17 protein-coding genes are annotated in these 23,674 nt (G+C 71.9%); 15 read left to right on the top strand and 2 right to left on the bottom strand.

The window, feature by feature from the left end; translation table 11 throughout:
• Positions 1-50 precede the first annotated feature (50 nt).
• The 11 genes from rplA to ACIA8O_RS28320 all read left to right on the top strand — a co-directional run bounded on the left by rplA (position 51) and on the right by ACIA8O_RS28320 (position 15,592).
• Positions 51-773, top strand: coding sequence for a 50S ribosomal protein L1 (gene rplA, locus ACIA8O_RS28370; protein WP_396296805.1), 723 nt, complete (start codon positions 51-53; stop codon positions 771-773).
• Positions 774-904: 131 nt separating this feature from the next.
• On the top strand, positions 905-1,882 hold the full coding sequence (locus ACIA8O_RS28365) for a hypothetical protein (RefSeq protein ID WP_396296804.1): 978 nt from the start codon (positions 905-907) through the stop codon (positions 1,880-1,882).
• Between the two features lie 54 nt (positions 1,883-1,936).
• Positions 1,937-2,755: a hypothetical protein gene (locus ACIA8O_RS28360; RefSeq protein ID WP_396296803.1), complete on the top strand. Its 819-nt coding sequence runs from the start codon at positions 1,937-1,939 to the stop codon at positions 2,753-2,755.
• 288 nt (positions 2,756-3,043) lie between these two features.
• Positions 3,044-3,607, top strand: a complete 564-nt coding sequence (gene rplJ / locus ACIA8O_RS28355) for a 50S ribosomal protein L10 (protein ID WP_396296802.1) — start codon at positions 3,044-3,046, stop codon at positions 3,605-3,607.
• Positions 3,608-3,697: 90 nt separating this feature from the next.
• Complete coding sequence (rplL, locus tag ACIA8O_RS28350) at positions 3,698-4,081, top strand: 50S ribosomal protein L7/L12 (protein WP_396296801.1); 384 nt, start codon at positions 3,698-3,700, stop codon at positions 4,079-4,081.
• A 603-nt stretch (positions 4,082-4,684) separates the two neighbouring features.
• Entirely contained in the window at positions 4,685-8,161 is a 3,477-nt protein-coding gene (gene rpoB / locus ACIA8O_RS28345; protein WP_396296800.1) for a DNA-directed RNA polymerase subunit beta, read from the top strand.
• Between the two features lie 101 nt (positions 8,162-8,262).
• Positions 8,263-12,156 carry a DNA-directed RNA polymerase subunit beta' gene (locus ACIA8O_RS28340; protein WP_396296799.1) on the top strand — a complete coding sequence of 1,298 codons (3,894 nt, stop codon included), beginning with the start codon at positions 8,263-8,265 and terminating at the stop codon, positions 12,154-12,156.
• A 166-nt stretch (positions 12,157-12,322) separates the two neighbouring features.
• On the top strand, positions 12,323-12,994 hold the full coding sequence (locus ACIA8O_RS28335; RefSeq protein ID WP_396296798.1) for a DUF4097 family beta strand repeat-containing protein: 672 nt from the start codon (positions 12,323-12,325) through the stop codon (positions 12,992-12,994).
• A gap of 46 nt (positions 12,995-13,040) precedes the next feature.
• Positions 13,041-14,222 (top strand): sensor histidine kinase, encoded by a 1,182-nt coding sequence (locus ACIA8O_RS28330; RefSeq protein WP_396296797.1) that lies wholly within the window; start codon positions 13,041-13,043, stop codon positions 14,220-14,222.
• Positions 14,219-14,893, top strand: coding sequence for a response regulator (locus ACIA8O_RS28325; RefSeq protein ID WP_396296796.1), 675 nt, complete (start codon positions 14,219-14,221; stop codon positions 14,891-14,893). The genes ACIA8O_RS28330 and ACIA8O_RS28325 overlap by 4 nt, the downstream gene beginning before the upstream one ends.
• 120 nt (positions 14,894-15,013) lie before the next feature.
• A complete protein-coding gene (locus ACIA8O_RS28320; protein WP_396296795.1) occupies positions 15,014-15,592 on the top strand; it encodes a hypothetical protein in 579 nt (192 codons plus the stop codon).
• 12 nt (positions 15,593-15,604) lie between these two features.
• On the opposite strand, the gene ACIA8O_RS28315 is transcribed toward ACIA8O_RS28320, so the two are convergent.
• Complete coding sequence (locus tag ACIA8O_RS28315) at positions 15,605-18,079, bottom strand: helicase-associated domain-containing protein (RefSeq protein WP_396296794.1); 2,475 nt, start codon at positions 18,077-18,079, stop codon at positions 15,605-15,607.
• Positions 18,080-18,144: 65 nt separating this feature from the next.
• Between ACIA8O_RS28315 and ACIA8O_RS28310 the strand changes: the two genes are divergently transcribed.
• The 4 genes from ACIA8O_RS28310 to ACIA8O_RS28295 all read left to right on the top strand — a co-directional run bounded on the left by ACIA8O_RS28310 (position 18,145) and on the right by ACIA8O_RS28295 (position 22,177).
• Positions 18,145-18,879: an SIR2 family NAD-dependent protein deacylase gene (locus tag ACIA8O_RS28310; protein WP_396296793.1), complete on the top strand. Its 735-nt coding sequence runs from the start codon at positions 18,145-18,147 to the stop codon at positions 18,877-18,879.
• Positions 18,880-18,940: 61 nt separating this feature from the next.
• Entirely contained in the window at positions 18,941-20,176 is a 1,236-nt protein-coding gene (locus ACIA8O_RS28305; protein WP_396296792.1) for a cytochrome P450, read from the top strand.
• Between the two features lie 13 nt (positions 20,177-20,189).
• Entirely contained in the window at positions 20,190-21,188 is a 999-nt protein-coding gene (locus ACIA8O_RS28300; RefSeq protein WP_396296791.1) for an ADP-ribosylglycohydrolase family protein, read from the top strand.
• Between the two features lie 104 nt (positions 21,189-21,292).
• Positions 21,293-22,177, top strand: coding sequence for a prohibitin family protein (locus tag ACIA8O_RS28295; RefSeq protein WP_396296790.1), 885 nt, complete (start codon positions 21,293-21,295; stop codon positions 22,175-22,177).
• A gap of 148 nt (positions 22,178-22,325) precedes the next feature.
• Here ACIA8O_RS28295 and ACIA8O_RS28290 read toward each other — a convergent pair whose 3' ends face one another.
• Positions 22,326-23,588, bottom strand: a complete 1,263-nt coding sequence (locus tag ACIA8O_RS28290; protein WP_396296789.1) for a DUF2786 domain-containing protein — start codon at positions 23,586-23,588, stop codon at positions 22,326-22,328.
• Positions 23,589-23,674 lie beyond the last annotated feature (86 nt).

The raw sequence follows: 23,674 nt of genomic DNA, 5'->3' as shown, positions 1-23,674 counted from the left end.
GGCCCGCGCGGCCCGATGAACCACGAACTCCATCACTTTCAGGAGAAGCAGTGAAGCGCAGCAAGGCCCTCAAGGCCGCGGACGCCCAGGTCGACCGCACCAAGCTCTACGCCCCGCTCGAGGCCGTCCGCCTCGCCAAGGCGACCTCCACCACCAAGTTCGACGGCACCGTCGAGGTCGCCATGCGTCTGGGCGTCGACCCGCGCAAGGCCGACCAGATGGTCCGCAGCACCGTGATCCTCCCGCACGGCACCGGTAAGACCGCTCGGGTCCTGGTCTTCGCGACCGGCGAGCGTGCCGAGGCCGCGCGTGCTGCCGGCGCCGACATCGTCGGTGCCGACGAGCTGATCGACGAGGTCGCCAAGGGCAAGCTGGACTTCGACGCCGTCGTCGCCACCCCGGACCTCATGGGCAAGGTCGGCCGCCTCGGCCGCGTGCTCGGTCCCCGTGGCCTGATGCCGAACCCGAAGACCGGCACCGTCACCCCCGATGTCGCCAAGGCTGTCAACGACATCAAGGGCGGCAAGATCGAGTTCCGCGTCGACAAGCACTCGAACCTGCACTTCATCATCGGCAAGACCTCGTTCTCCGATGACCAGCTGGTCGAGAACTACGCCGCCGCGCTCGAGGAGGTCCTCCGGGCCAAGCCGGCCGCCGCCAAGGGCCGTTACATCAAGAAGACCGCGTTCTCGACCACCATCGGCCCCGGCATCCAGGTGGACCCGAACCGCACCCGCAACCTCCTCGTCGAGGAGGACCCGGCCGCCGTCTGAGCCTCGGTGCTCCAGCGGTAACCGCGTTCGACGGGCCCGCATCCCCTTTCACCGGGGGGTGCGGGCCCGTTCGCTTGTCTACGTCGACTAGAGTCCGCCTACCGAGATCCGGGACGTAGGGGGTTCCACGAATGCGCACGATACGGGTGACCGCCCTGGCCGCGCTGCTGGTGGCCGGGCTGACGGCCTGCGGGGCCGGTGGCTCCGGCGACGCGAAGGGCGCCGCCTCGGCCGCGCCGTCCGGCACCGCTTCCGCCACCGGCTCCGCGGTCCCGTCGGGGGCGGCCTCGGAGGCCGCGGGCTCGGCGAGTCCGACCGCGGGGAGCACCGCGGGCGGCGGCAGCACCACCGGCACCGGCTCCGGCGGCACCGCCCCGGGCACGCTCCCGGCCCCGGCCGGGGCCGCCAAGGACGTGCTGTTGGCGGCGAACGCGGTGATGGCCAAGGCCGGCAACGCCAAGCTGTCGGTCGGCACCGGCGCGGTCGCCCAGGGCGGCGGCGGCTCCTTCGTCTGGGCCCAGCCGGGCGGCATCGACCTGGTGCTGACCCAGCCGGACGGCGCCCAGGCCCGGCTCCGCTCGGCCGGCGGCTCGGTCTGGGTCGGTGCCCCCGAGCAGACCGCCGCGCTGGTCGGCGGGAAGCCCTGGATGAAGGTCGACCCGAACGCCAAGCCCGGCGGCACCCAGGTGCTGGCCGGTGGCGAGGACGCCCGCGGGCTGGTCGCGCTGGCCAAGGTGCTGGACCCGTCGGTGGCGCTGGCCGCCGGGGCGGGCAGCCAGGGCCTGACCAAGGTCGGCGTCGAGTCGGTGGACGGCCAGGAGGCCGTGCACTTCCGCGCCACCGGGGTGGCCGACGCGCTGGTCAACGGTCTGACGGAGGATCAGAAGCGCCAGGCCCTGGCCGATCTGGGCCGCAACGGCGGCGCGCTGGACCTGTGGATCAACGGGAAGAACGAGCTGGTCCAGCTCCGTGCCGCGGACCTGACCCCGTCCCGGGCCGGTGAGATGACGGTCCGTTACGGCGAGCTGGGCCGGGCCCCGCAGGTGGCCGCACCGCCGGCCGGCGATGTGTTCGAGGTCGCAGATCTGCTGAAGGGCTTCGGCGGCTGACCACGGGCGTGAGAGGTTGGCGGGGGAGCGGCGGCACGAGGACGGGGTGACGGGATGACGAGGGCACGGCGCACGGCGGCCGCGGCACTGGCCGTCCTGCTGCTGACCGGCCTGGCCGGCTGCGGCTCCGGCGGTCCGGGCGGCGGCAAGCCCAGCCCGAGCCCCTCCGCCAGCCGCACCCCGACCGGCCTCCCCAGCCCCACCGACCGCTCCCCGCACGGGGTGCTGCTCTCCGCCCAGCTGGCGATGGACACCGCCCGCCGGGCCGGGTTCTCCGCCCGGCTCGGCGACGAGTCCTCCTCCGGGGTGCTGTTCTGGGCCCCCAAGACGGTGCTCAAGCTCAAGCGCCCCGGCACCTCCGCGCAGCTGGTGATACTCGACACCACCGCCTACCGGGGCGGCGACCAGGCCACCGCCGACCGCAACGCCGGCCGGCACTGGGAGAAGTACGCGGCCCAGGGCGGCCAGCGGGACATCCCGTACGCCGCCCTGGTGGACCGGCTCAACCCGATGGTGGCGCTCACCGCCGCCGTCGCGGCCCAGGGCCCGCAGCTGATCGGCGAGGAGACCCTCGGCGAGCTGACCGTCCAGCACTACCGGGTGGTCCTGACCGCCGAGCGGTACGCCGCCGCCCAGACCCAGCTGCCGGCCGCCCGCCAGGAGGCGCTCCGGGCCGGGCTCGGCAGCGGGGAGGTCACCCTCGACCTCTGGCTGGACGACAAGGACCAGCTGGTCCGGCTGCACCGCTCCGGCGGACAGGGCAACGACACCGTGACGTACCAGGAGTGGGGCGGGGCCCTCTCGGTGCAGGCGCCGGACGCGGCGGACACCGCCGACATGGGCACGGCCCCCCTGCCACCGCTGGCCTCCTGACCGGATTTGGTCCGAAAGCAAGGCTCGGGTACGGTAGAGCCTGCCAAAGACCGCTGGTTGTCGCCGTTTCCCTTCCGAGGGGCTCGGCACCGAAGGTCCCGCTTCGTGCGGGCGGCCCGCGCAGGTGTGTCTGGTGCCTTTGATTTCCGGTCCTTCGGGTCCGTCGAGGTCTGCGAGCCCCATGCCCCTGCGCATGGGGCTTTTTTCGTCACCCGTGGTTCGAGGCTTGGATGGTCGGCTGATCGATGGTCGGCCTGACTTCGACATCACGGAAGGAGGCGTAAGCCTATGGCCAGGCCCGACAAGGCTGCTGACGTCGCTGAGCTGACGGACAAGTTCCGTTCCTCCAGCGCCGCACTGCTGACCGAGTACCGCGGTCTCTCGGTGAAGCAGGTCAAGACCCTGCGTCGCTCGCTGGGCGAGAACGCCCAGTACGCCGTGGTGAAGAACACGCTGACCAAGATCGCGGCCAACGAGGCTGGGATCACGGAGCTCGACGACCAGTTCACTGGTCCGACGGCCGTCGCCTTCGTCACCGGTGACCCGGTGGAGTCGGCGAAGGCTCTGCGTGACTTCGCCAAGGAGAACCCCGCTCTGATCATCAAGGGCGGTGTCCTTGACGGTAAGGCGCTGTCCGCCGATGACATCAAGAAGCTCGCGGACCTCGAGTCCCGCGAGGTGCTGCTCGCCAAGTTCGCGGGTGCCCTGAAGGCCAAGCAGTCCCAGGCTGCCGCGCTCTTCCAGGCCCTGCCGTCGAAGCTCGTCCGCACCGTGGACGCTCTTCGCGACAAGGTCGAGCAGGGCGGTGCCGGCGCGCCGGCTCCCGCCGCTGAGGACGAGGCCGCCGAGTAATTCGGCAGGCTCACGCCTCGCTGCGGGCCAGTGCCCGCTTCACCCGTACATACGGCACCTACCTGCCGAACTAGTGGAAGGACGCCAATCATGGCGAAGCTGACCCAGGACGAGCTGCTCGCGCAGTTCGAGGAGCTCACCCTCATCGAGCTCGCTGCCTTCGTGAAGGCCTTCGAGGAGAAGTTCGACGTCACCGCGGCCGCCCCGGTTGCCGTTGCCGCCGTCGGTGGCACTGGCGCCCCGGTCGAGGCCGCTGAGGAGCAGGACGAGTTCGACGTCATCCTCGACGGTGCCGGCGACAAGAAGATCCAGGTCATCAAGGAGGTGCGCGCCCTGACCTCCCTCGGCCTGAAGGAGGCCAAGGACCTCGTTGACACCGCTGGTGCCAAGGTTCTCGAGAAGGTCAACAAGGAGACCGCCGAGAAGGCCAAGGCCCAGCTCGAGGGCGCGGGCGCCAAGGTCACCGTCAAGTGACTCAGTGCCCTCCCTGAGAGGGCGCGAGGCCGGGCCGATCACCCCTGTGGGTGGTCGGCCCGGCCTGTTTTTGTATGTCACAGCCCGTCTCCGGGACCTGACGTTCACCGTCCTGGCCGACTGTGGGCTCGGCCACTGTCGGCGGGGGCGGGTATGGTGATCGCTGTCGTCTCCGGCCGGCCTGTAACGCGGTGGCCTGCTCGGACGATGAACGGTGTGAGGTCCGCACTCCGGTGCGGCCCTTGACGAACCGCACCGGGCGCGCGATTCTCAAGGCGCGCCCCGCGTGGTCGGTCCAAACGGTCGGAGCGGTTCCGGATGCATATTCCGTGGCTCCGACGGGAACTGACTCATCGTGAGGTGCGGTGGCCCGGGGCGTCCGAGCCATTGGTGAGTGGTAGGAGAGGGGTCTCCGATTCGGTCTCCGAATCAGGGCTTGTCAGCAGTGTGCCTTTTGGCTACACTGTCCCTTTGCGCTGCCTGTTAGCTGCTCCGTGACTCGTCGCCCGGAGTGGCCCCTGTCCTGACCTGGGGTTTTCCGCCTCGGCAAGGCCCGGCCGGTACGCGCGTAGTGAGCTCCGAGCCCTCGGAAGGACCCCCCTCTTGGCCGCGCCGCGCAACGCCTCGAACAATTCCGCCGCATCCACCGCCCCGCTCCGCGTCTCGTTCGCGAAGATCAAGGAGCCCCTCGAGGTCCCCAACCTCCTGGCCCTGCAGACCGAGAGCTTTGACTGGCTGCTCGGCAATGCGGCCTGGAGGTCGCGGGTCGAGGAGGCGTTGGAGAACGGTCAGGACGTCCCCACCAAGTCCGGTCTGGAGGAGATCTTCGAGGAGATCTCCCCGATCGAGGACTTCAGCGGGTCGATGTCGCTGACCTTCCGCGACCACCGTTTCGAGCCGCCGAAGAACTCCATTGACGAGTGCAAGGACCGCGACTTCACCTTCGCGGCCCCGCTCTTCGTCACCGCCGAGTTCACCAACAACGAGACCGGTGAGATCAAGTCTCAGACGGTCTTCATGGGCGACTTCCCGCTCATGACCCACAAGGGCACCTTCGTGATCAACGGCACCGAGCGTGTCGTGGTCTCGCAGCTGGTGCGCTCCCCGGGCGTCTACTTCGACTCGAGCCTGGACAAGGTGTCCGACAAGGACATCTACTCCTGCAAGATCATCCCCTCCCGCGGTGCCTGGCTGGAGATGGAGATCGACAAGCGCGACATGGTCGGTGTCCGCATCGACCGCAAGCGCAAGCAGTCGGTCACCGTGCTGCTGAAGGCCCTCGGCTGGACCAACGAGATGATTCTCGAGGAGTTCGGCGAGTACGAGTCGATGCGCGCCACCCTGGAGAAGGACCACACCCAGGGCCAGGACGACGCGCTCCTCGACATCTACCGCAAGCTGCGCCCGGGCGAGCCGCCGACGCGCGAGGCCGCCCAGACGCTGCTGGAGAACCTGTACTTCAACCCGAAGCGGTACGACCTCGCGAAGGTCGGCCGGTACAAGGTGAACCGCAAGCTGGGCAACGCGGAGTCCCTGGACTCCGGCGTCCTCACCGAGCCCGACATCATCGGTGCGATCAAGTACCTGGTGAAGCTGCACGCCGGCGAGGTCGAGTGGCGTGACGACGAGGGCCGCGACATCGTGGTCGAGGTCGACGACATCGACCACTTCGGCAACCGCCGCCTGCGCAACGTCGGCGAGCTGATCCAGAACCAGGTCCGTACGGGTCTCGCCCGCATGGAGCGCGTCGTGCGCGAGCGCATGACCACCCAGGACGTCGAGGCGATCACGCCGCAGACCCTGATCAACATCCGGCCGGTCGTCGCCTCCATCAAGGAGTTCTTCGGCACCAGCCAGCTGTCGCAGTTCATGGACCAGACGAACCCGCTGTCGGGCCTGACCCACAAGCGTCGTCTGTCCGCGCTCGGCCCCGGTGGTCTGTCCCGTGAGCGGGCCGGCTTCGAGGTCCGTGACGTGCACCCCTCGCACTACGGCCGCATGTGTCCGATCGAGACCCCCGAAGGCCCGAACATCGGTCTGATCGGCTCGCTCGCGTCGTACGGCCGGGTCAACGCCTTCGGCTTCATCGAGACCCCGTACCGCAAGGTCGTCGACGGTGTCGTCACCGAGGCCGTGGACTACCTGACCGCCGACGAGGAGGACCGCTTCGTCATCGCGCAGGCCAACGCCCCGCTGACGGACGACCTGCACTTCGCCGAGCCGCGTGTCCTGGTCCGCCGCCGCGGCGGCGAGATCGACTACATCCCGGGCACCGAGATCGACTACATGGACGTCTCGCCGCGCCAGATGGTGTCGGTCGCGACCGCCATGATCCCGTTCCTCGAGCACGACGACGCCAACCGCGCGCTCATGGGCTCCAACATGATGCGCCAGGCGGTGCCGCTGCTGAAGAGCGAGGCACCCGTGGTCGGCACCGGCATGGAGTACCGCTGCGCCGTCGACGCCGCCGACGTGATCACCGCCGAGAAGGCCGGTGTCGTCCAGGAGGTCTCGGCCGACTACGTCACCGTGGCCAACGACGACGGCACGTACAACACGTACCGCGCCGCCAAGTTCACCCGCTCCAACCAGGGCACCTCCTTCAACCAGAAGGTGCTCGTGGACGAGGGCGCCCGGGTCGAGGCCGGCCAGGTGCTGGCCGACGGCCCGTGCACCGACCAGGGTGAGATGGCGCTCGGCAAGAACCTGCTCGTGGCGTTCATGTCGTGGGAGGGTCACAACTACGAGGACGCGATCATCCTGTCGCAGCGCCTCGTCCAGGACGACGTCCTCTCCTCGATCCACATCGAGGAGCACGAGGTCGACGCCCGTGACACCAAGCTCGGCCCCGAGGAGATCACCCGGGACATCCCGAACGTCTCCGAGGAGGTCCTCGCCGACCTCGACGAGCGCGGCATCATCCGGATCGGCGCCGACGTCGTCACCGGCGACATCCTGGTCGGCAAGGTCACCCCGAAGGGTGAGACCGAGCTGACCCCGGAGGAGCGCCTGCTCCGCGCGATCTTCGGTGAGAAGGCCCGTGAGGTCCGCGACACCTCGCTGAAGGTGCCGCACGGTGAGTCCGGCAAGGTCATCGGCGTCCGCGTCTTCGACCGCGAGGAGGGGGACGAGCTTCCCCCGGGCGTGAACCAGCTGGTCCGCGTCTACGTCGCCCAGAAGCGCAAGATCACCCACGGTGACAAGCTCGCCGGCCGTCACGGCAACAAGGGTGTCATCTCGAAGATCCTGCCGGTCGAGGACATGCCGTTCCTGGAGGACGGCACCCCGGTCGACATCATCCTCAACCCGCTGGGTGTCCCGTCCCGAATGAACCCGGGACAGGTCCTGGAGATCCACCTCGGCTGGCTCGCCAAGCAGGGCTGGGACGTCTCCGGCCTCGCCGACGAGTGGGCCCAGCGCCTCCAGGCGATCGGCGCCGACACGGTCCAGGGCGGCACCAACCTCGCCACCCCGGTCTTCGACGGCGCCCGCGAGGACGAGATCACCGGCCTGCTGGACCACACCACCCTCACCCGTGACGGTGAGCGCCTGGTGAACTCCACCGGTAAGGCCCGGCTGTTCGACGGCCGCTCCGGCGAGCCGTTCCCGATGCCGGTCTCGGTCGGCTACATGTACATCCTCAAGCTGCACCACCTGGTCGACGACAAGCTGCACGCCCGTTCGACCGGTCCGTACTCGATGATCACCCAGCAGCCGCTCGGTGGTAAGGCGCAGTTCGGTGGTCAGCGCTTCGGTGAGATGGAGGTGTGGGCCCTCGAGGCGTACGGCGCGGCCTACGCGCTGCAGGAGCTGCTCACCATCAAGTCCGACGACGTCCTGGGCCGCGTGAAGGTCTACGAGGCGATCGTCAAGGGCGAGAACATCCCCGAGCCCGGCATTCCCGAGTCCTTCAAGGTCCTCATCAAGGAAATGCAGTCGCTCTGCCTCAACGTGGAGGTGCTGTCCTCGGACGGCCAGTCCATCGAGATGCGTGACTCCGACGAGGACGTGTTCCGCGCCGCCGAGGAGCTCGGCATTGACCTGTCCCGGCGCGAGCCGAGCAGCGTCGAAGAGGTCTGATTGAGGCCGGGCCGGCTGATGCTGCATCAGCCGGCCCGCCCCCAGGCCCCCCTCAGACCAACAGACAGAACCTCGATTCACGAAAGAGGGCTTGACGACCAGTGCTTGACGTCAACTTCTTCGACGAGCTCCGCATCGGCCTGGCCACCGCCGACGACATCCGCCAGTGGTCCCACGGCGAGGTCAAGAAGCCGGAGACCATCAACTACCGCACCCTGAAGCCGGAAAAGGACGGGCTCTTCTGCGAGAAGATCTTCGGCCCCACCCGGGACTGGGAGTGCTACTGCGGCAAGTACAAGCGTGTCCGCTTCAAGGGCATCATCTGTGAGCGCTGCGGCGTCGAGGTGACCCGCGCCAAGGTGCGCCGCGAGCGGATGGGCCACATCGAGCTGGCCGCCCCGGTCACCCACATCTGGTACTTCAAGGGTGTCCCGTCCCGCCTGGGCTACCTGCTGGACCTGGCGCCGAAGGACCTCGAGAAGGTCATCTACTTCGCCGCCTACATGATCACCTGGGTCGACGACGAGCGCCGTCAGCGCGACCTGCCGTCGCTGGAGGCGCACGTCTCCGTCGAGCGCCAGCAGATCGAGAACCGTCGCGACTCCGACCTCGAGAACCGCGCGAAGAAGGCCGAGACCGACCTCGCCGAGCTCGAGGCCGAGGGTGCCAAGGCCGACGTGCGCCGCAAGGTGCGCGAGGGTGCCGAGCGTGAGATGAAGCAACTGCGCGACCGCGCGCAGCGCGAGATCGACCGCCTCGACGAGGTCTGGGCCCGCTTCAAGAACCTCAAGGTCCAGGACCTCGAGGGCGACGAGCTGCTCTACCGCGAGCTGCGCGACCGCTTCGGCACCTACTTCTCCGGCTCGATGGGCGCGGCGGCCCTCAAGGACCGCCTCGAGACCTTCGACCTGGCCGAGGAGTCCGAGCGCCTGCGCGAGATCATCCGGACCGGCAAGGGCCAGAAGAAGACCCGTGCGCTCAAGCGCCTCAAGGTCGTCTCCGCCTTCCTGCAGACCACCAACAAGCCCAACGGCATGGTGCTGGACTGCGTCCCGGTCATCCCGCCGGACCTGCGTCCGATGGTCCAGCTCGACGGTGGCCGCTTCGCCACCTCCGACCTGAACGACCTGTACCGCCGCGTGATCAACCGCAACAACCGCCTGAAGCGGCTTCTCGACCTCGGCGCGCCCGAGATCATCGTGAACAACGAGAAGCGCATGCTCCAGGAGGCCGTCGACGCGCTCTTCGACAACGGCCGTCGTGGTCGCCCGGTCACGGGCCCCGGCAACCGTCCGCTGAAGTCGCTGTCCGACATGCTCAAGGGCAAGCAGGGTCGTTTCCGTCAGAACCTGCTCGGCAAGCGCGTCGACTACTCGGCCCGTTCGGTCATCGTCGTCGGCCCGCAGCTCAAGCTGCACCAGTGCGGTCTGCCCAAGGCCATGGCGCTGGAGCTCTTCAAGCCGTTCGTGATGAAGCGCCTGGTGGACCTGAACCACGCGCAGAACATCAAGTCGGCCAAGCGCATGGTCGAGCGCGCCCGTCCGGTCGTGTGGGACGTCCTCGAAGAGGTCATCGCCGAGCACCCGGTCCTGCTGAACCGTGCGCCCACCCTGCACCGCCTCGGCATCCAGGCCTTCGAGCCGCAGCTGGTCGAGGGCAAGGCCATCCAGATCCACCCGCTCGTCTGCACCGCGTTCAACGCGGACTTCGACGGTGACCAGATGGCCGTCCACCTGCCGCTCTCCGCGGAGGCGCAGGCCGAGGCCCGCATCCTGATGCTGTCCTCGAACAACATCCTGAAGCCGGCCGACGGTCGCCCCGTCACCATGCCGACCCAGGACATGGTGCTCGGTCTGTTCTTCCTCACCTCGGACCGCGAGGAGGTGAAGGGCGGTGGCCGTTCCTTCTCCTCCACCGCCGAGGCGATCATGGCCTTCGACGCCCGCGAGCTGGACGTCCAGGCCCCGATCGACCTGCGCCTGCCGGTCGGCACCGTGCCGCCGCGCGGCTGGACCCCGCCGGTGGACGAGGAGGGTCAGACCTCCTGGTTCGAGGGCGAGTCCTTCCGCCTGAACACCACCCTGGGCCGCGCGCTCTTCAACGAGCTGCTGCCCGAGGACTACCCGTTCGTCGACTACGAGGTGGGCAAGAAGCAGCTCTCCGCGATCGTCAACGACCTGGCGGAGCGCTACCCCAAGGTCGTCGTCGCGGCGACCCTGGACAACCTCAAGTCGGCCGGCTTCCACTGGTCGACCCGGTCCGGCGTCACCGTCTCGATCTCGGACGTCGTCGTCCCGCCGACCAAGCCCCAGATCCTCGAGGGCTACGAGGCGCAGGCGGAGAAGGTCCAGAAGCAGTACGAGCGCGGTCTGATCACCAACGACGAGCGCAAGAGCGAGCTCGTCGGCATCTGGACCCGGGCGACCAACGAGGTCGCCGAGGCGATGAACGCGAACTTCCCGAAGACCAACCCCATCTTCATGATGGTGGACTCGGGTGCTCGTGGAAACATGATGCAGATGCGTCAGATCGCCGGTATGCGTGGTCTGGTGTCGAACGCGAAGAACGAGACCATCCCGCGTCCCATCAAGGCCTCGTTCCGTGAGGGCCTGTCCGTGCTGGAGTACTTCATCTCCACCCACGGTGCCCGTAAGGGTCTGGCCGACACCGCGCTGCGTACCGCCGACTCGGGTTACCTGACCCGTCGTCTGGTGGACGTCTCGCAGGACGTCATCATCCGCGAGGAGGACTGCGGCACCGAGCGCGGCCTCAAGCTGGCGATCGGCGTCCGCGGCGAGGACGGCTCGCTGCGCAAGACGGACGACGTCGAGACCAGCGTCTACGCCCGCATGCTCGCCGAGGACATCACCGTCGACGGCAAGCTGCTGGCCACGGCCAACACCGACCTCGGTGACGTCCTGATCGACGAGCTGATCCGCCACGGCATCAGCGAGGTCAAGACCCGCTCGATCCTCACCTGTGAGTCGGCGGTCGGCACCTGCGCCATGTGCTACGGCCGTTCGCTGGCCACCGGCAAGCTGGTCGACATCGGTGAGGCGGTCGGCATCATCGCCGCCCAGTCCATCGGTGAGCCCGGTACCCAGCTGACGATGCGTACCTTCCACACCGGTGGTGTGGCCGGTGACGACATCACCCAGGGTCTGCCCCGTGTCGTCGAGCTCTTCGAGGCGCGCACCCCCAAGGGTGTCGCCCCGATCTCGGAGGCCCAGGGCCGGGTCCGGATCGAGGACACCGAGAAGACCCGCAAGCTGGTCGTCACCCCCGACGACGGCAGCGACGAGATCGCCTACCCGGTCTCCAAGCGCGTCAAGCTGCTGGTCTCCGAGGGCGAGGCGGTCGAGGTCGGCCAGAAGCTGACCGTCGGTGCGACCAACCCGCACGACGTCCTGCGCATCATGGGCCAGCGTGCCGTCCAGGTCCACCTGGTCGCCGAGGTCCAGAAGGTCTACAACTCGCAGGGCGTGTCGATCCACGACAAGCACATCGAGATCATCATCCGGCAGATGCTCCGCCGCGTGACGATCATCGAGTCGGGCGACGCCGAGCTGCTCCCGGGCGAGCTCGTCGAGCGCGGCCGCTTCGAGCAGGAGAACCGTCGCGTGGTCTCCGAGGGCGGTCACCCCGCCTCCGGCCGTCCGCAGCTGATGGGTATCACCAAGGCCTCGCTGGCCACCGAGTCCTGGCTGTCGGCCGCCTCCTTCCAGGAGACGACCCGGGTCCTCACCGACGCGGCGATCCACGCCAAGTCGGACCCGCTGCTGGGCCTCAAGGAGAACGTCATCCTCGGTAAGCTCATCCCGGCCGGTACGGGTCTGCCCCGCTACCGCAACATCCGGGTCGAGCCGACCGAGGAGGCCAAGGCCGCCATGTACTCGGCCGTCGGCTACGACGACTACGACCTGTCGCCCTTCGGCGCCGGCTCCGGCCAGGCCGTTCCGCTGGACGACTACGACTACGGCCCGTACACCGGCTGAGAGTCAGTCACCTGATCGCAGGGCGGTCACCCCACACGGGGTGGCCGCCCTGCGGCGTTTCCTCCCCCGGGCGGGGGAGCGGGCAGGACCGCTCGGGGGAGGGAGGTGCGGAGGCGGGCGGGGCGGGAGGCTGGGCGCAGTTGATCCGGACTGCGGAGGGGTTGTCGTGAAGCGTGTGCTGGTGGGGGCCGTGGCGGTGGCGGTCGTGCTGGGCGGGGCGGGCGGGTGCTCGGCCGTGCAGGAGGAGCGCGAGGTCGGGTACGCGGTGGACGGGCCGGTGCGGGTGCTGGTGGTGGACTCGGGGACGGGGGACGTGCGGGTCTCCGAGGAGGGGTCGACGGTGGCCGTGACGGAGCGTCAGGAGTGGCGGGGGGAAGCACCGGAGGCCCGGCACGAGCTGGTGGACGGGACGCTGACGCTGACCTACCGGTGCCCGGACGGGGACTGCGCGGTGGGGTACGTGGTGCGGGTGCCGGCCGGGACCCGGGTGCAGGTGAAGGCGGGCACCGGGAGCGTGCGGCTGGCCGGGCTGACCGGGGACGTGGTGGCGGACGCCGGGACGGGTTCGGTCACCGCGGAGCGGCTCGGGTCGCAGCGGGCGGAGCTGAGGGCCGGGACCGGTGACGTGCGGGCCGGCTTCGCGGTGGCGCCTGCGCGGGTGAGGGCCACCGCGGGCACCGGCAGCGTACGGCTGGAGCTGCCGAAGGGGCAGGAGTACGCGGTGGACGCCGAGGCGGGCACCGGCGAGGCGAAGGTGGAGGTGCCGGTGCGCACCGCGTCGGGGCACGAGGTGGTGGCCCGGGCCTCGACGGGTGACGTGACGGTCAGTGCTGGCTGAGGCGGTCGCGGTGCGGGATGATCGACTTCACGGGGGTGAGGTCGGGGTGGAGTGGTGGCAGGCGTGGGCCGAGCGGGCGGGAGCCTGGTGGCGGGCCCGTTCGGCGGGGGTGCCGGCGTACGTGCTGGACGTGGGGCTGGCGGTGGTCTCGGCGGCCGTCGCGGTCTGGACGGTGTGGCACGACGAGCCGGACTGGTCGTGGTGGGTGTACGTGCTGGCGGTCTCCACCGCGCTGCCGGTGGTGTGGCGGCGGCGGGCCCCGTTCACCGTCTTCTGCCTGAGCAGCGCGGCCTCGATCGGGGTGACGGTGCTGGCGCACTCGGCGATGCCGCAGGTGCCGCTGGCGGCGGTGGTGACGGTCTACACCGTCGCTGACCGGGGCCGGGACTGGCAGCGCTGGCTGATGCTGACCGGCCTGGTCTGGGGGAACGTGGCGGGCACCCGCTCGTTGAACGGGGCGCTGTTCAGCCTGCTGACCTCCGTCGGGGCGTTCGTCTTCGGCTCGCTGGCACGGGAGTTGCGCCGCAAGGCGGCGGCTGCCGCGGACCGGGCCGGTGAGCTGGCCCGCCGGGCCGAGGCGGACGCGGCCCGCGCGGTGGCCGAGGAGCGGGCCCGGATCGCCCGGGAGATGCACGACATCCTGGCGCACGCGGTCTCGCTGATGGTGATCCAGGCCGAGGCGGGCCCGCTGGTGGTGCGCAGCGACCCGGACCGGGCGGTCCGCACCTTCGACACCATCGCCGACTCGGGCCGTGACGCCATGGTCCAACTCCGGCGGGTGCTGGGCGTGTTGAAGGAACAGGGGGCCGGCCCGGAGCTGGCCCCGCAGCCCAGTCTGGCCGAGCTGCCGGCGGTGGTGGAGCGGGTCCGCGAGTCGGGGCTGCGGGTGGAGCTGGAGTGCACGGAGGCGGGCCCGCCGGAGGTGCAGGCGGCGGCGTACCGGATCGTGCAGGAGGCGCTCACCAACACGGTGAAGCACGCCGGGGCGACGGCCGCCGAGGTGCGGGTGGAGCGGGCCGGCCGGGAGTTGGTGGTCCGGGTGGCCGACGACGGGCAGGGGGTCGGCGTGCTGCGGGCGGGGGAGTGGTCGGGCGGCCGGGGGCTGGTCGGCATCCGGGAGCGGGCGGCCGCGGTGGGTGGTCACGCGGAGGCCGGCCCGGGGCCGGAGGGCCGTGGGTTCGTGGTCGACGCGCGTCTGCCGTTGGCGAGTCGAGAGGGAGTGGCATGACGATCCGGGTGGTGGTGGCGGACGACCAGGAGCTGGTGCGGGCCGGGTTTGGGATGATCCTGGACGCGCAGCCGGACATCGAGGTGGTGGCGGAGGCGGCCAACGGCCTCGAAGCCGTCGAGCGGGTGGCCGAACTCGCCCCGGACGTCCTGCTGCTGGACGTCCGGATGCCCGTGATGGACGGACTGGAGGCGGCCCGCCGGGTCTGCGCGGAGTACCCGGCCACCAAGGTGATCATGCTGACCACCTTCGACGTGGACGACTACGTCTACGACGCGCTGTACGCCGGGGCCAGCGGCTTCCTGCTCAAGGACGTCCGCCGGGACGACCTGGCCCACGGGGTGCGGATGGTGGCCACCGGCGAGGCGCTGCTGGCGCCCTCGGTGACCCGTCGGCTGATCGGCGAGTTCACCGCCCGCCGCGGCTCCGGCCCCGGGCCGCAGCGCCCGCCGTCCCGGCTGTTGGAGCAGCTGACGGCCCGTGAGGCGGAGACCCTGCGGCTGCTCGCCCGCGGGCTCTCCAACGCGGAGATCGCCGGGGCCCTGGTGGTGAGCGAGCACACCGTGAAGACGCACGTCTCCAACGTGCTGGCCAAGCTCCAGCTCCGGGACCGGGTGCACGCGGTGGTCTTCGCGTACGAGTCCGGCGCCGTGGTGGCGGGCGAGGACTGAACCGTCCGGCTCCCTCGTACGGGGGAGCCGGACGGTTCACCGGTGCGGGCGATCCCCGGCCGGGCCCCGGACGGCAGGCTGGTGGGCGTCGAAGAACCGTCACCACCAAGGGAGTTCGGGATGAGCTGGGAACGTCCGGCGCTGGTCGCGCCGGTGCTGTGCGGCCTCTACGGAGCGGTCCGGCTGCTGCCGGAGGCGCGGGAGCCGGGGCCGAGCTGGCTGATCGGCCACGCGCTGCTGCTGGGCAGCCTGCTGCTGTTCGTCCCGGTACTGGCCGAACTGGCCCGCCGGGCCCGGGCGCTCGGCCGGGGCATCGGCAGGCTGCTCGGGCCGGTGGCGTACGTGGGGGTGGCCGCCTCGGTCGGGCAGGTGCTGGTGGACCTCTGGGTCGGTGCCGTGGCCGAGGACAAGGCGGCGATGCGGGCGATGTTCCAGCGGGTGCAGGACGTGCCCGGCGTGCTGCCCGCGCTCTACCAGGTGGGCCCGCTGCTGTTCCACGTCGGCCTGGTGGCGCTGCTCTGCGCGGCGGTCCGCCGCTCCACCTGGTGGAGCCCGGTGGCCGGGGCCGCCGGGGTGGCGCTGGCGGCCGCCGGCCTGGACCTGCTGCCGGTGGCGGCGCTGCTCTGGGTGCTGGCGCTCAGCCCGCTGGAGCGGCGGACCGTGGCCGTCGGCGGGATGCCGGCCCACGGGCGTCCGTGACGGCTCCGGGGGTCAGCCGGTGCCGCTGGTGATCTCCAGGGCGAACTCGGCTGCTGCGGTCGGGAGTTCGGGCATCGGCTGGTCGGCACGCAGGACCGGTCCCCGCTCCACCACGGTGGCCCCCGTACCGGCCTCCAGCACGGGGGCGTAGCCCGCCGCGCGCAGCGCCGCCAGGGTGGCCTCGGGTGCGGCGGCGGCGATCAGCACCGTCGGTGCGACCCGGCGCAGGCCGAGCCCGGCCAGCGGGCGGCTGTGGGCCAGCTCCAGGACCAGCGCCTCGTCGTCGGAGCGCAGGCAGCTGCCGGCGGCGGCCACCCGGATCCGGCCGTGGGTGCGGGCGGTGTCCCGGACCAGGTACTCCAGCGGCTGCGGGAGCGGGGCCGCGGCGGTGCTGAACTCCTGGAGGCGGCCCAGCAGCTCGGCGGCGTCCTGGCCGGAGTCCAGCGCCCGGCGGACGGAGGCCGGGCCGAACCGCCAGACGGTGGCGTGGCCGTCGGACTCCCGGTCGGCGGCCCCGGCCAGGAGGTCGGCCAGCTCGGGGTCGGCCGGCCCGGTCACCACCGCGGTGAGGTCGGCCTGGAAGCGGGCGGTCCGGGCGGGCTCCGGCACCAGGGCGGCCAGGGCGGAGCGGAGGCCGGCCACGGCCTCGGCGAGGGCGGGATGCCGGTCGAGCGCGGGGCCGGCCCCGGGGACGGCGGGGAAGCACCGGCCCGCGCCGGCCCGCAGCAGGCCGAGCACGGCGTGTCCCACGGGGGTGAGCACGCCGTGCCCGACCGCTCCGAGCAGCGCGGCCTCCGCGAGCGTGGCCCGGGCGGCATCCCGGGTGGCGGCGGTGACCTCGACCTCCAACGGGGCGTACCAGGCGGCCGCCTCCACGAGATTGGAAGTGGTCACCCCAGGGGCGCGGGGAACTGCGCGCTGCGGAAGAAGCGGACCCGTCTGCCGGGTACGGGGGCTCACTTGCAACTGGGTGTCCGTCCCCGGCACACGGGTCCCGTCCTCCCGCGGCGCGCAGTTCCCCGCGCCCCCGGCATCACCACTTTCCCCGGTGCGGTCACCGGCGAGGGCGGAGAGCAGCGCCTGACGGAGCGGCACCGCCGTACGGTCCTGAGGGGTCGTCAGGGCGACCTCCGGCCCGCCGTGCTCACGGCTGAAGACCTCCGGCGTCACCGCCCAGGCGGCGACCAGCGGCAGCAGCCGGTCGGCGGGGGAGGAGGCGAGCCAGGCGTCGTAGCGCGCGGTCGGCAGCAGCTGCGCCGCCGGGGCGGGTACGGGCCGGCGGCCCCGGGCGGGCGCGGGCGACGGCTCGCGGTGCGGGGCGAGCAGGCCGGCGTTGGCCGCCAGGTCCAACCACAGGCGGGTCTGCGCCTCCTCGGCCCCGGTCTCCTTGGCCAGCCGGACGGTGTCCCGGACGGCGATGCCGCCCGCCTTGCGGAGCGTCAGCGGCCGGGCGGCGACCGCCCGCAGCAGTACCTCCACCCGGGAGGCCGCGGCCGTCGCGGCGGCCTGGGCCTCCGCCCGTGCCCGTGCCCCGTCCACGTCCGACCCGACGAGGACCACCGGTGGCTCGGGTTCGAAGGGCAGCGGCCGCGACGGATCGCGCAGCGCCACCCCGACCTCGTACGGCAGTTCCACGACACCCGGCCCCGCCGGCGCCAACAGCCCCCGCACCGCCGCCCAGGCCACCGCCGGGTCGCCCGAACCGCCCGGCGGGAAGCGGTACTTGGCGAACGGCCCCGGATCCTCCGCGCGGAAGTACCCGCTGCTCAGCCTCGGCGAGCCGTGCGCCAGCGAGTCGAGCAGCCGTACCGTCTCCGCCGGCGCCCCCGCCACCAGCTCCCGTACGGCGGCCGGGTCCCGCAGCAGCGCGACGACACCCCGCTGCGCCTCCTCGCGGCTGCGCGCCGGCCCGAGGCCCAACGCGTCCTCCACCACCCGGACCTCCGCCGCCAGGTAGACATCGGAGTACAGCACCTCGGCCGGCCGCCCGTACCCGAGCAGGCCGCCGGACGGCCGGTGCAGCACGGCCGGGACGACCAGCAGTCCGCCGTGCGGCGGCAGCAGCAGCGCCCGCTCGGCCAGGTCGTCGAGCAGCGGCAGGGCCCGGGCACCGAGCGCGGCCGCCAGTGCGGCGCGCTCCACGGCCCGGTCGGCCGGTTCCAGGTCCTCCGCACCGGCCCACCCGCCCGGGCGGCGCCCCGCGAAGCCGCTCAGCGCGGGCCCGGCGGCGTCGGCGACCGGCCCGTACCGGCGCTCGGCGAGGACGGCCACGGCGGAGAGCACCTGGAGCCGTGCCCGGTCCAGGCCGGTCAGGGCGAGCCGCACCGAGGGAGCGGTGAGCAACGCCCCGGCCACCTGCAGCGGACCGGCCGGGCCGGAGCGCCCGTGCGGCAGGCCGCGCTGCTCCAGCAGGGTCGTCAACTGCCCGGCGGAGCGCCGGGTCAACCACTTCGCCAAGGCCGCCGTGCTGTTCGCCGCGCTGTTCACCGCACCACCGTAGTCCGTGGAAACCCGCTCGCGGCCGGGGGCTGACGGGCCGTAACGTCCGGGGCATGACCACCAAGCGTCCGCTCACCGCCGTCCTCACCGGAGCAGGGATCTCCACCGACTCCGGCATCCCCGACTACCGGGGCCCCCAGGGCCTCTGGCAGCGCGACCCGAGCGCCCAGCAACTGGTCACCATCGGCCCCTACCTGGCGGACACCGAGATCCGCCGCCAGGCCTGGCTGATGCGCCGCGACGCCGGGGCCCTGAACGCCGAGCCGAACGCGGGCCACCGCGCCCTGGTCGAGCTGGAACGCGCCGGGGTGCCGATGCGGGTGCTCACCCAGAACGTCGACGGCCTGCACCAGGCCGCCGGGCAGACCCCGCGCAAGGTGCTCGAACTGCACGGCACCGCCCGGGACGTGCGCTGCGCCTCCTGCGGGGACCGGGGGCCGATGACCGGGGCGCTGGCCCGGGTCGAGGCCGGCGAGCCGGACCCGGCCTGCCTGGTCTGCGGCGGGATCCTGCGGCCGTGCACCGTGATGTTCGGCGAGAGCCTGGACCTCAAGGTGCTGGACCAGGCCGAGGCCGTCTCGATCGCCTGCGAGGTGTTCGTCGCGGTCGGCACCAGCCTCCAGGTCCACCCGGCCGCCGGCCTGGCCGAGGTGGCGGTGATGAACGGCGCCCGGCTGATCGTGGTGAACGGCGAGCCCACCCCGTACGACGGGATGGCCCACGAGGTGATCCGCGAGCCGATCTCCACCGCCCTGCCCGCCCTGGTCGAACGCCTGCTGGCCGCCTGACGCCCCGTCCGGCGGTCTGCGTACGATGGGCCCTCCCCGCACAGTCTGGGAGGGCACCAGCATGGCCGAGCAGGACACCAGCGCCGACGTCACGGCCGCGTACGACCCGTGGTCGCCGGAGTTCGTCGCGCACCCCTACGAGGCGTACGCGCGGCTGCGCACCGAGGCGCCGGTGGTCTTCCACGAGCCCAGCGGGCAGTGGCTGGTCTCCCGGTACGCCGACGTCAACGCGCTGCTGCGGGACCGCCGGCTGGGCCGCACCTACACCCACCGGTTCACCCACGCCGAGTTCGGCCGGCCGGAGCCGGACCCGGCGCACGAGGCCTTCCACACCCTCAACGAGCACGGCCTGCTCGACCTGGAGGGCGCCGACCACGCCCGGATCCGGCGGCTGGTCTCCAAGGCCTTCACCCCGCGGATGGTGGCCGGACTGCGGCCCACCGTGGAGAAGCTGGCCGGCGAACTGGTCGACGGGCTGCTCCGGGACGGCGGCGGCGACCTGATCGCCACGGTCGCCGAGCCGCTGCCGGTCGCCGTGATCGCCGAGATGCTCGGCTTCCCGGCCGAGGACCGGCACCTGCTGCGCCCCTGGTCGGCCGACATCACCGCGATGTTCGAGCTCAACCCCTCCGACGAGACCGCCCGCCGGGCCGTCACCGCCTCCACCGAGTTCTCCGAGTACCTGCGCGGCCTGATCCGGGCCCGCCGCGCCGAGCCCGGCGAGGACCTGATCAGCGCCCTGGTCGCGGCCGCCGACGACGGTGACGCGCTGACCGAGCAGGAGATGGTCTCCACCTGCGTCCTGCTGCTCAACGCCGGCCACGAGGCCACCGTCAACACCACCGGCAACGGCTGGTGGGCGCTGTTCCGCAACGAGGCCGAACTCGCCCGCCTGCGCGCCGAACCCGAGGCCCTGCTCCCCAGTGCCGTCGAGGAGTTGATGCGCTGGGACACCCCGCTCCAGATGTTCGAGCGCTGGGTCCTGGACGAGATCGAGCTCGGCGGCGTCACGATCCCGAGCGGCGCCGAGATCGCCCTGCTCTTCGGCTCCGCCAACCGCGACCCCGAGCGCTTCCCCGACCCCGACCGGCTCGACCTCGGCCGCACGGACAACGCGCACATCACCTTCGGCGCCGGAATTCACTTCTGTCTCGGTGCCCCGCTCGCCAGACTGGAGCTGACCGAGTCGTACGGGGCCCTGCTGCGGCGGGCGCCCGGGCTGCGGCTGGTCAGCGAGCCGCACTGGCGGCCGGGGTACGTGATCCGGGGGCTCGAAGAGCTGCTGGTGGAGATCTAGAGGGGGCGGGGGCATGCGACGGGCGAGCGGCACCATGGTGGGCCTGGCGATCGGCGACGCGATCGGCAAGGACACCGAGTTCGAGGAGTACGAGGACCTGCTGCGCGGCGTGCCCTGGCGTGAACTCCCGCTGCCCAAGCGGGCGTTGGTGACGGACGACACCCAGATGACGCTCGCCCTGGCCGCCGGCCTGCGGGCCGCGCTGGAGCGCGGCCCGCTCGCCCCGCTGCGCCTGGCCAACCGGGTCCGCGAGGAGTTCGTGCACTGGTACCACGACCCGAACAACAACCGCGCACCCGGCCGGACCTGCCTGCAGTCCTGCAACCGCCTGCAGAAGCCCGACACCACCTGGCAGCAGGCCAGCGACGTCGGCTCCAAGGGCTGCGGCGCCAACATGCGGGTCGCCCCGGTCGGCCTGGTCCCCGGCCTGACGGACCGCCAGCGCTCCGGCGCCGCCCAGCTCCAGTCCGGCCTCACCCACGGCCACCCCACCGCGCTGGCCGCCAGCGACCTCACCGCGCACACCGTCCACCTGCTGGTGAACGGTGCCGCCCCGGCCGAACTCCCCGGCCTGCTGCGGGAGTACGCGCTCGCCGCCCGCGAGCGCGGCTACGACGCGCTCTGGCTCGGCGACCTGGCCGAACGAGCCCAGGATCCCTCGCCGGAGCACTTCGCCCGGCGCGGCTGGGACGAGTGCCTGCACCAGCTCGACCGGCTGGACGCGGCCCTCGCCCGCCCCGAGCCGGAGGGCGACCCGTGCGCCGTCACCGGTGAGGGCTGGATCGCCGAGGAGGCCTTCGGCACCGGCCTGCTCTGCTTCCTGCTGTTCCCCGACGACCCGGTCGCGGCGGTCCGGCGCGGCGCCGTCTCCGGCGGCGACTCCGACTCGATCGCCTGCCTGGCCGGCGCCTTCGCCGGCGCCCACCACGGCCTGGACGCCTGGCCGGCCGACTGGGTCCAACGGATCGAGTACCGCGAGGAGTTGCTGGCCTTCGGCGCCCTCTGGGACTGAACGGGACCGCGCGGGAGCGGGCGGGGCTGAACGGGCCACCACGTTTCAGCGAACACTGGGTGACGCCCTGTCAGGAAGATCCGCACGCCCCTAGGCTGCGGCCCATGCTGCTGATATCCGTCATCCTGCTGGTCGTCGGCGTGGTCCTGCTCGTACTCCGCTGGCGCGAGGTGTTCGACGGCCGGGCCGCGGTCTTCGGCGGCCTGGCCTCGCTGCTGCTCGGCCTCGGCCTCGGCCTGACCACTTTCGCCCACGTGGTCCAGCCGACCGAGGTCGGCGTCCCCACCACCCTCGGCAAGGTCGGCTCCGCCTGGCAGCCCGGCCTCCACCTCAAGTCCCCGCTCACCGACGTCACCACCTTCTCCACCCGCCCGGTCGACCTCAACCTCACCGGCGACACCACCGTCGAGGTCCGCTCCTCCGAGGGCGGCGTCCTCTACGCCGACGTCACGCTGAAGTGGTCCATCGACCCCAAGCACGCCGTCGACCTCTACAAGCTGGCCGGCAGCGAGGGCGCGGTGCAGCAACGGCTGGTCTACTCCGACACCCGCGAGATCATCCGCAACGTCTTCGCCCGCTACACCAACGTCGAGGGCTACAGCTCCAAGCGCGAGGCCATCAGCTCCGAGATCGACAAGCTGGTCGTCGAGCGGCTCACCCCGCGCGGCATCGTCGTCAACGGCGTCAACCTGCGCAACGTCAAGCCCAGCGACTCCCTGCAGAAGGCCATCGAGGCCAAGATCCAGCAGGACCAGGCCACCGCCCAGGCCCAGGCCTCCGTCGCCACCGCCAAGGCAGAGGCCGAGAAGAAGAAGATCGAGGCCGAGGCCCAGGCCAACGCCAACCAGCTGATCGCCAACTCGCTCACCGACAAGATCCTGCTCAGCCAGTGCATCGAGGCATTCAAGGCCGCGGCCGAGAAGAACCCCGTCTACGCCAGCCCCTGCGGCGGCACCGGCACCCCGGTCATCGTCGACTCGAAGCGCTGACGAAAGTGGCCATGCCTTCGGGGGCGCGGGGAACTGCGCGCAGGGGTACGGCAGCACGTGCAACTGGCTGACGGTGGTTCAGTTGCCGGTGGGCCGCCTCCCGATTCGCGCAGTTCCTCGCGCCCCTGAGGTCGCTGCCCGGCGGGCGTCAGCGTTCGATGGAGCCCGAGCGCCCGTTCAGCGCCGCGCGGTCCGCGGCGGCGCGCCCCTCGTACCAGCCGTCCGCGTTGGAGACCCGGACCCGCTGGGAGGTGAGGCGGGGGAACATCCGGTCGACGGTGTGGTCCACCGCCTCCTCGCGGGCGGCCAGCGCGGGCAGCAGCCGCTCGTCCGGCGCCCGCCGCTCCGAGGTCCCGTCCTCGCCGACCCGGTGGCCGGCCACGGCGTCCGCCGTGGCGGTGGTGAGCCGTTCGCGGATGCGGGCGGCGTAGGCGATCAGGAAGGACTGCCGGAAGGACTTGGTGCGGGAGGCGCCCTCCTTGTGGTGCCGGCTGCCGGCCCGCTGCATGGCGGCGGTGGCCTGCACCAGCAGCGAGGTGTAGAGCAGCTCCACCGCGTCCAGGTCGGAGTCGAAGCCGATCACCGTGCAGAAGCCGTACTCCTTGGCCCACACCGTCCGGCACCGGTTGGCCGTCGCCACCGCGTCGAGCAGCATCGCCTTCGGGCTCTCGTACGGGTTGTCCACCCCGATCCGGACCGCCCCCGGCCCGTTCGGCGAGGCGCCCTGACCGGCCGTCAGCAGCGCCTCGTCGATGCTGTGCTGGGCGATCAGCTGCTGCGCCTTCGCGGTGAGCGCCTCCGCCTCCTCCGGGTACTCGGTGGACTCGGCCTTGGCCAGCAACGCCCGGATCCGGGAGAGCATCCGGGGCTCGCCGGGCACCGGGCCGACCGCCCGGTGCTCCACCGGGCCGCCGGCCCCCGGCGCGGGCCCGACCGGTGTCACGGGGGGAAGCAGCGACCAGAGCCGGAGCAGTTCGAGCGCGGCGGTGGCCAGCGCGAAGCGGTCCAGCCGGTGCCGGGCGGCGTACTCGGCGAGGTAGGCGCCGTCGCCGTCCCACCAGACCTCGGTGGCCAGTTCGCGCAGCTGCTCGTGCCAGCGCCGGTCCAGCGCGGCGGCCGGGTGGCGCCGCTGTTCGGCGGCGATCAGGTCGACGCCCAGCTGCTGGTGGACGGGGCCGAGTTCGCGGCGGACCATCCGGGCCAGGTCGGCGGGGCGCCAGCCGACCGTCCAGGCGCGGCTGACGGTCCGTTCGGCCTGGGCCACCAGGGCCCGGCTGACCTCGGACCAGTCGGCGGCGGCGAGCAGCGAGGCTCCGGTGTCGAGCGCGAGGTCGAGCCGCTCCGGCTCGGCGCCCGTCACCTGGGCGACGGCCTGCGCGACCAGGGCTTCGGCGGTGGACTGCTGGCGCACGGTGAGCTGCCTCGCACGGGAGAGGGAAGAGGGGGACCACAGCAATGATGCCGGAGCGGCCGCGCCGCCCCGGCATCGTCGTGGTC

Origin of the sequence: Kitasatospora sp. NPDC051853 (genome assembly GCF_044452665.1) — a bacterium.
Classification (GTDB): domain Bacteria; phylum Actinomycetota; class Actinomycetes; order Streptomycetales; family Streptomycetaceae; genus Kitasatospora.
This window is presented reverse-complemented; position numbering and strand designations above follow the sequence as displayed.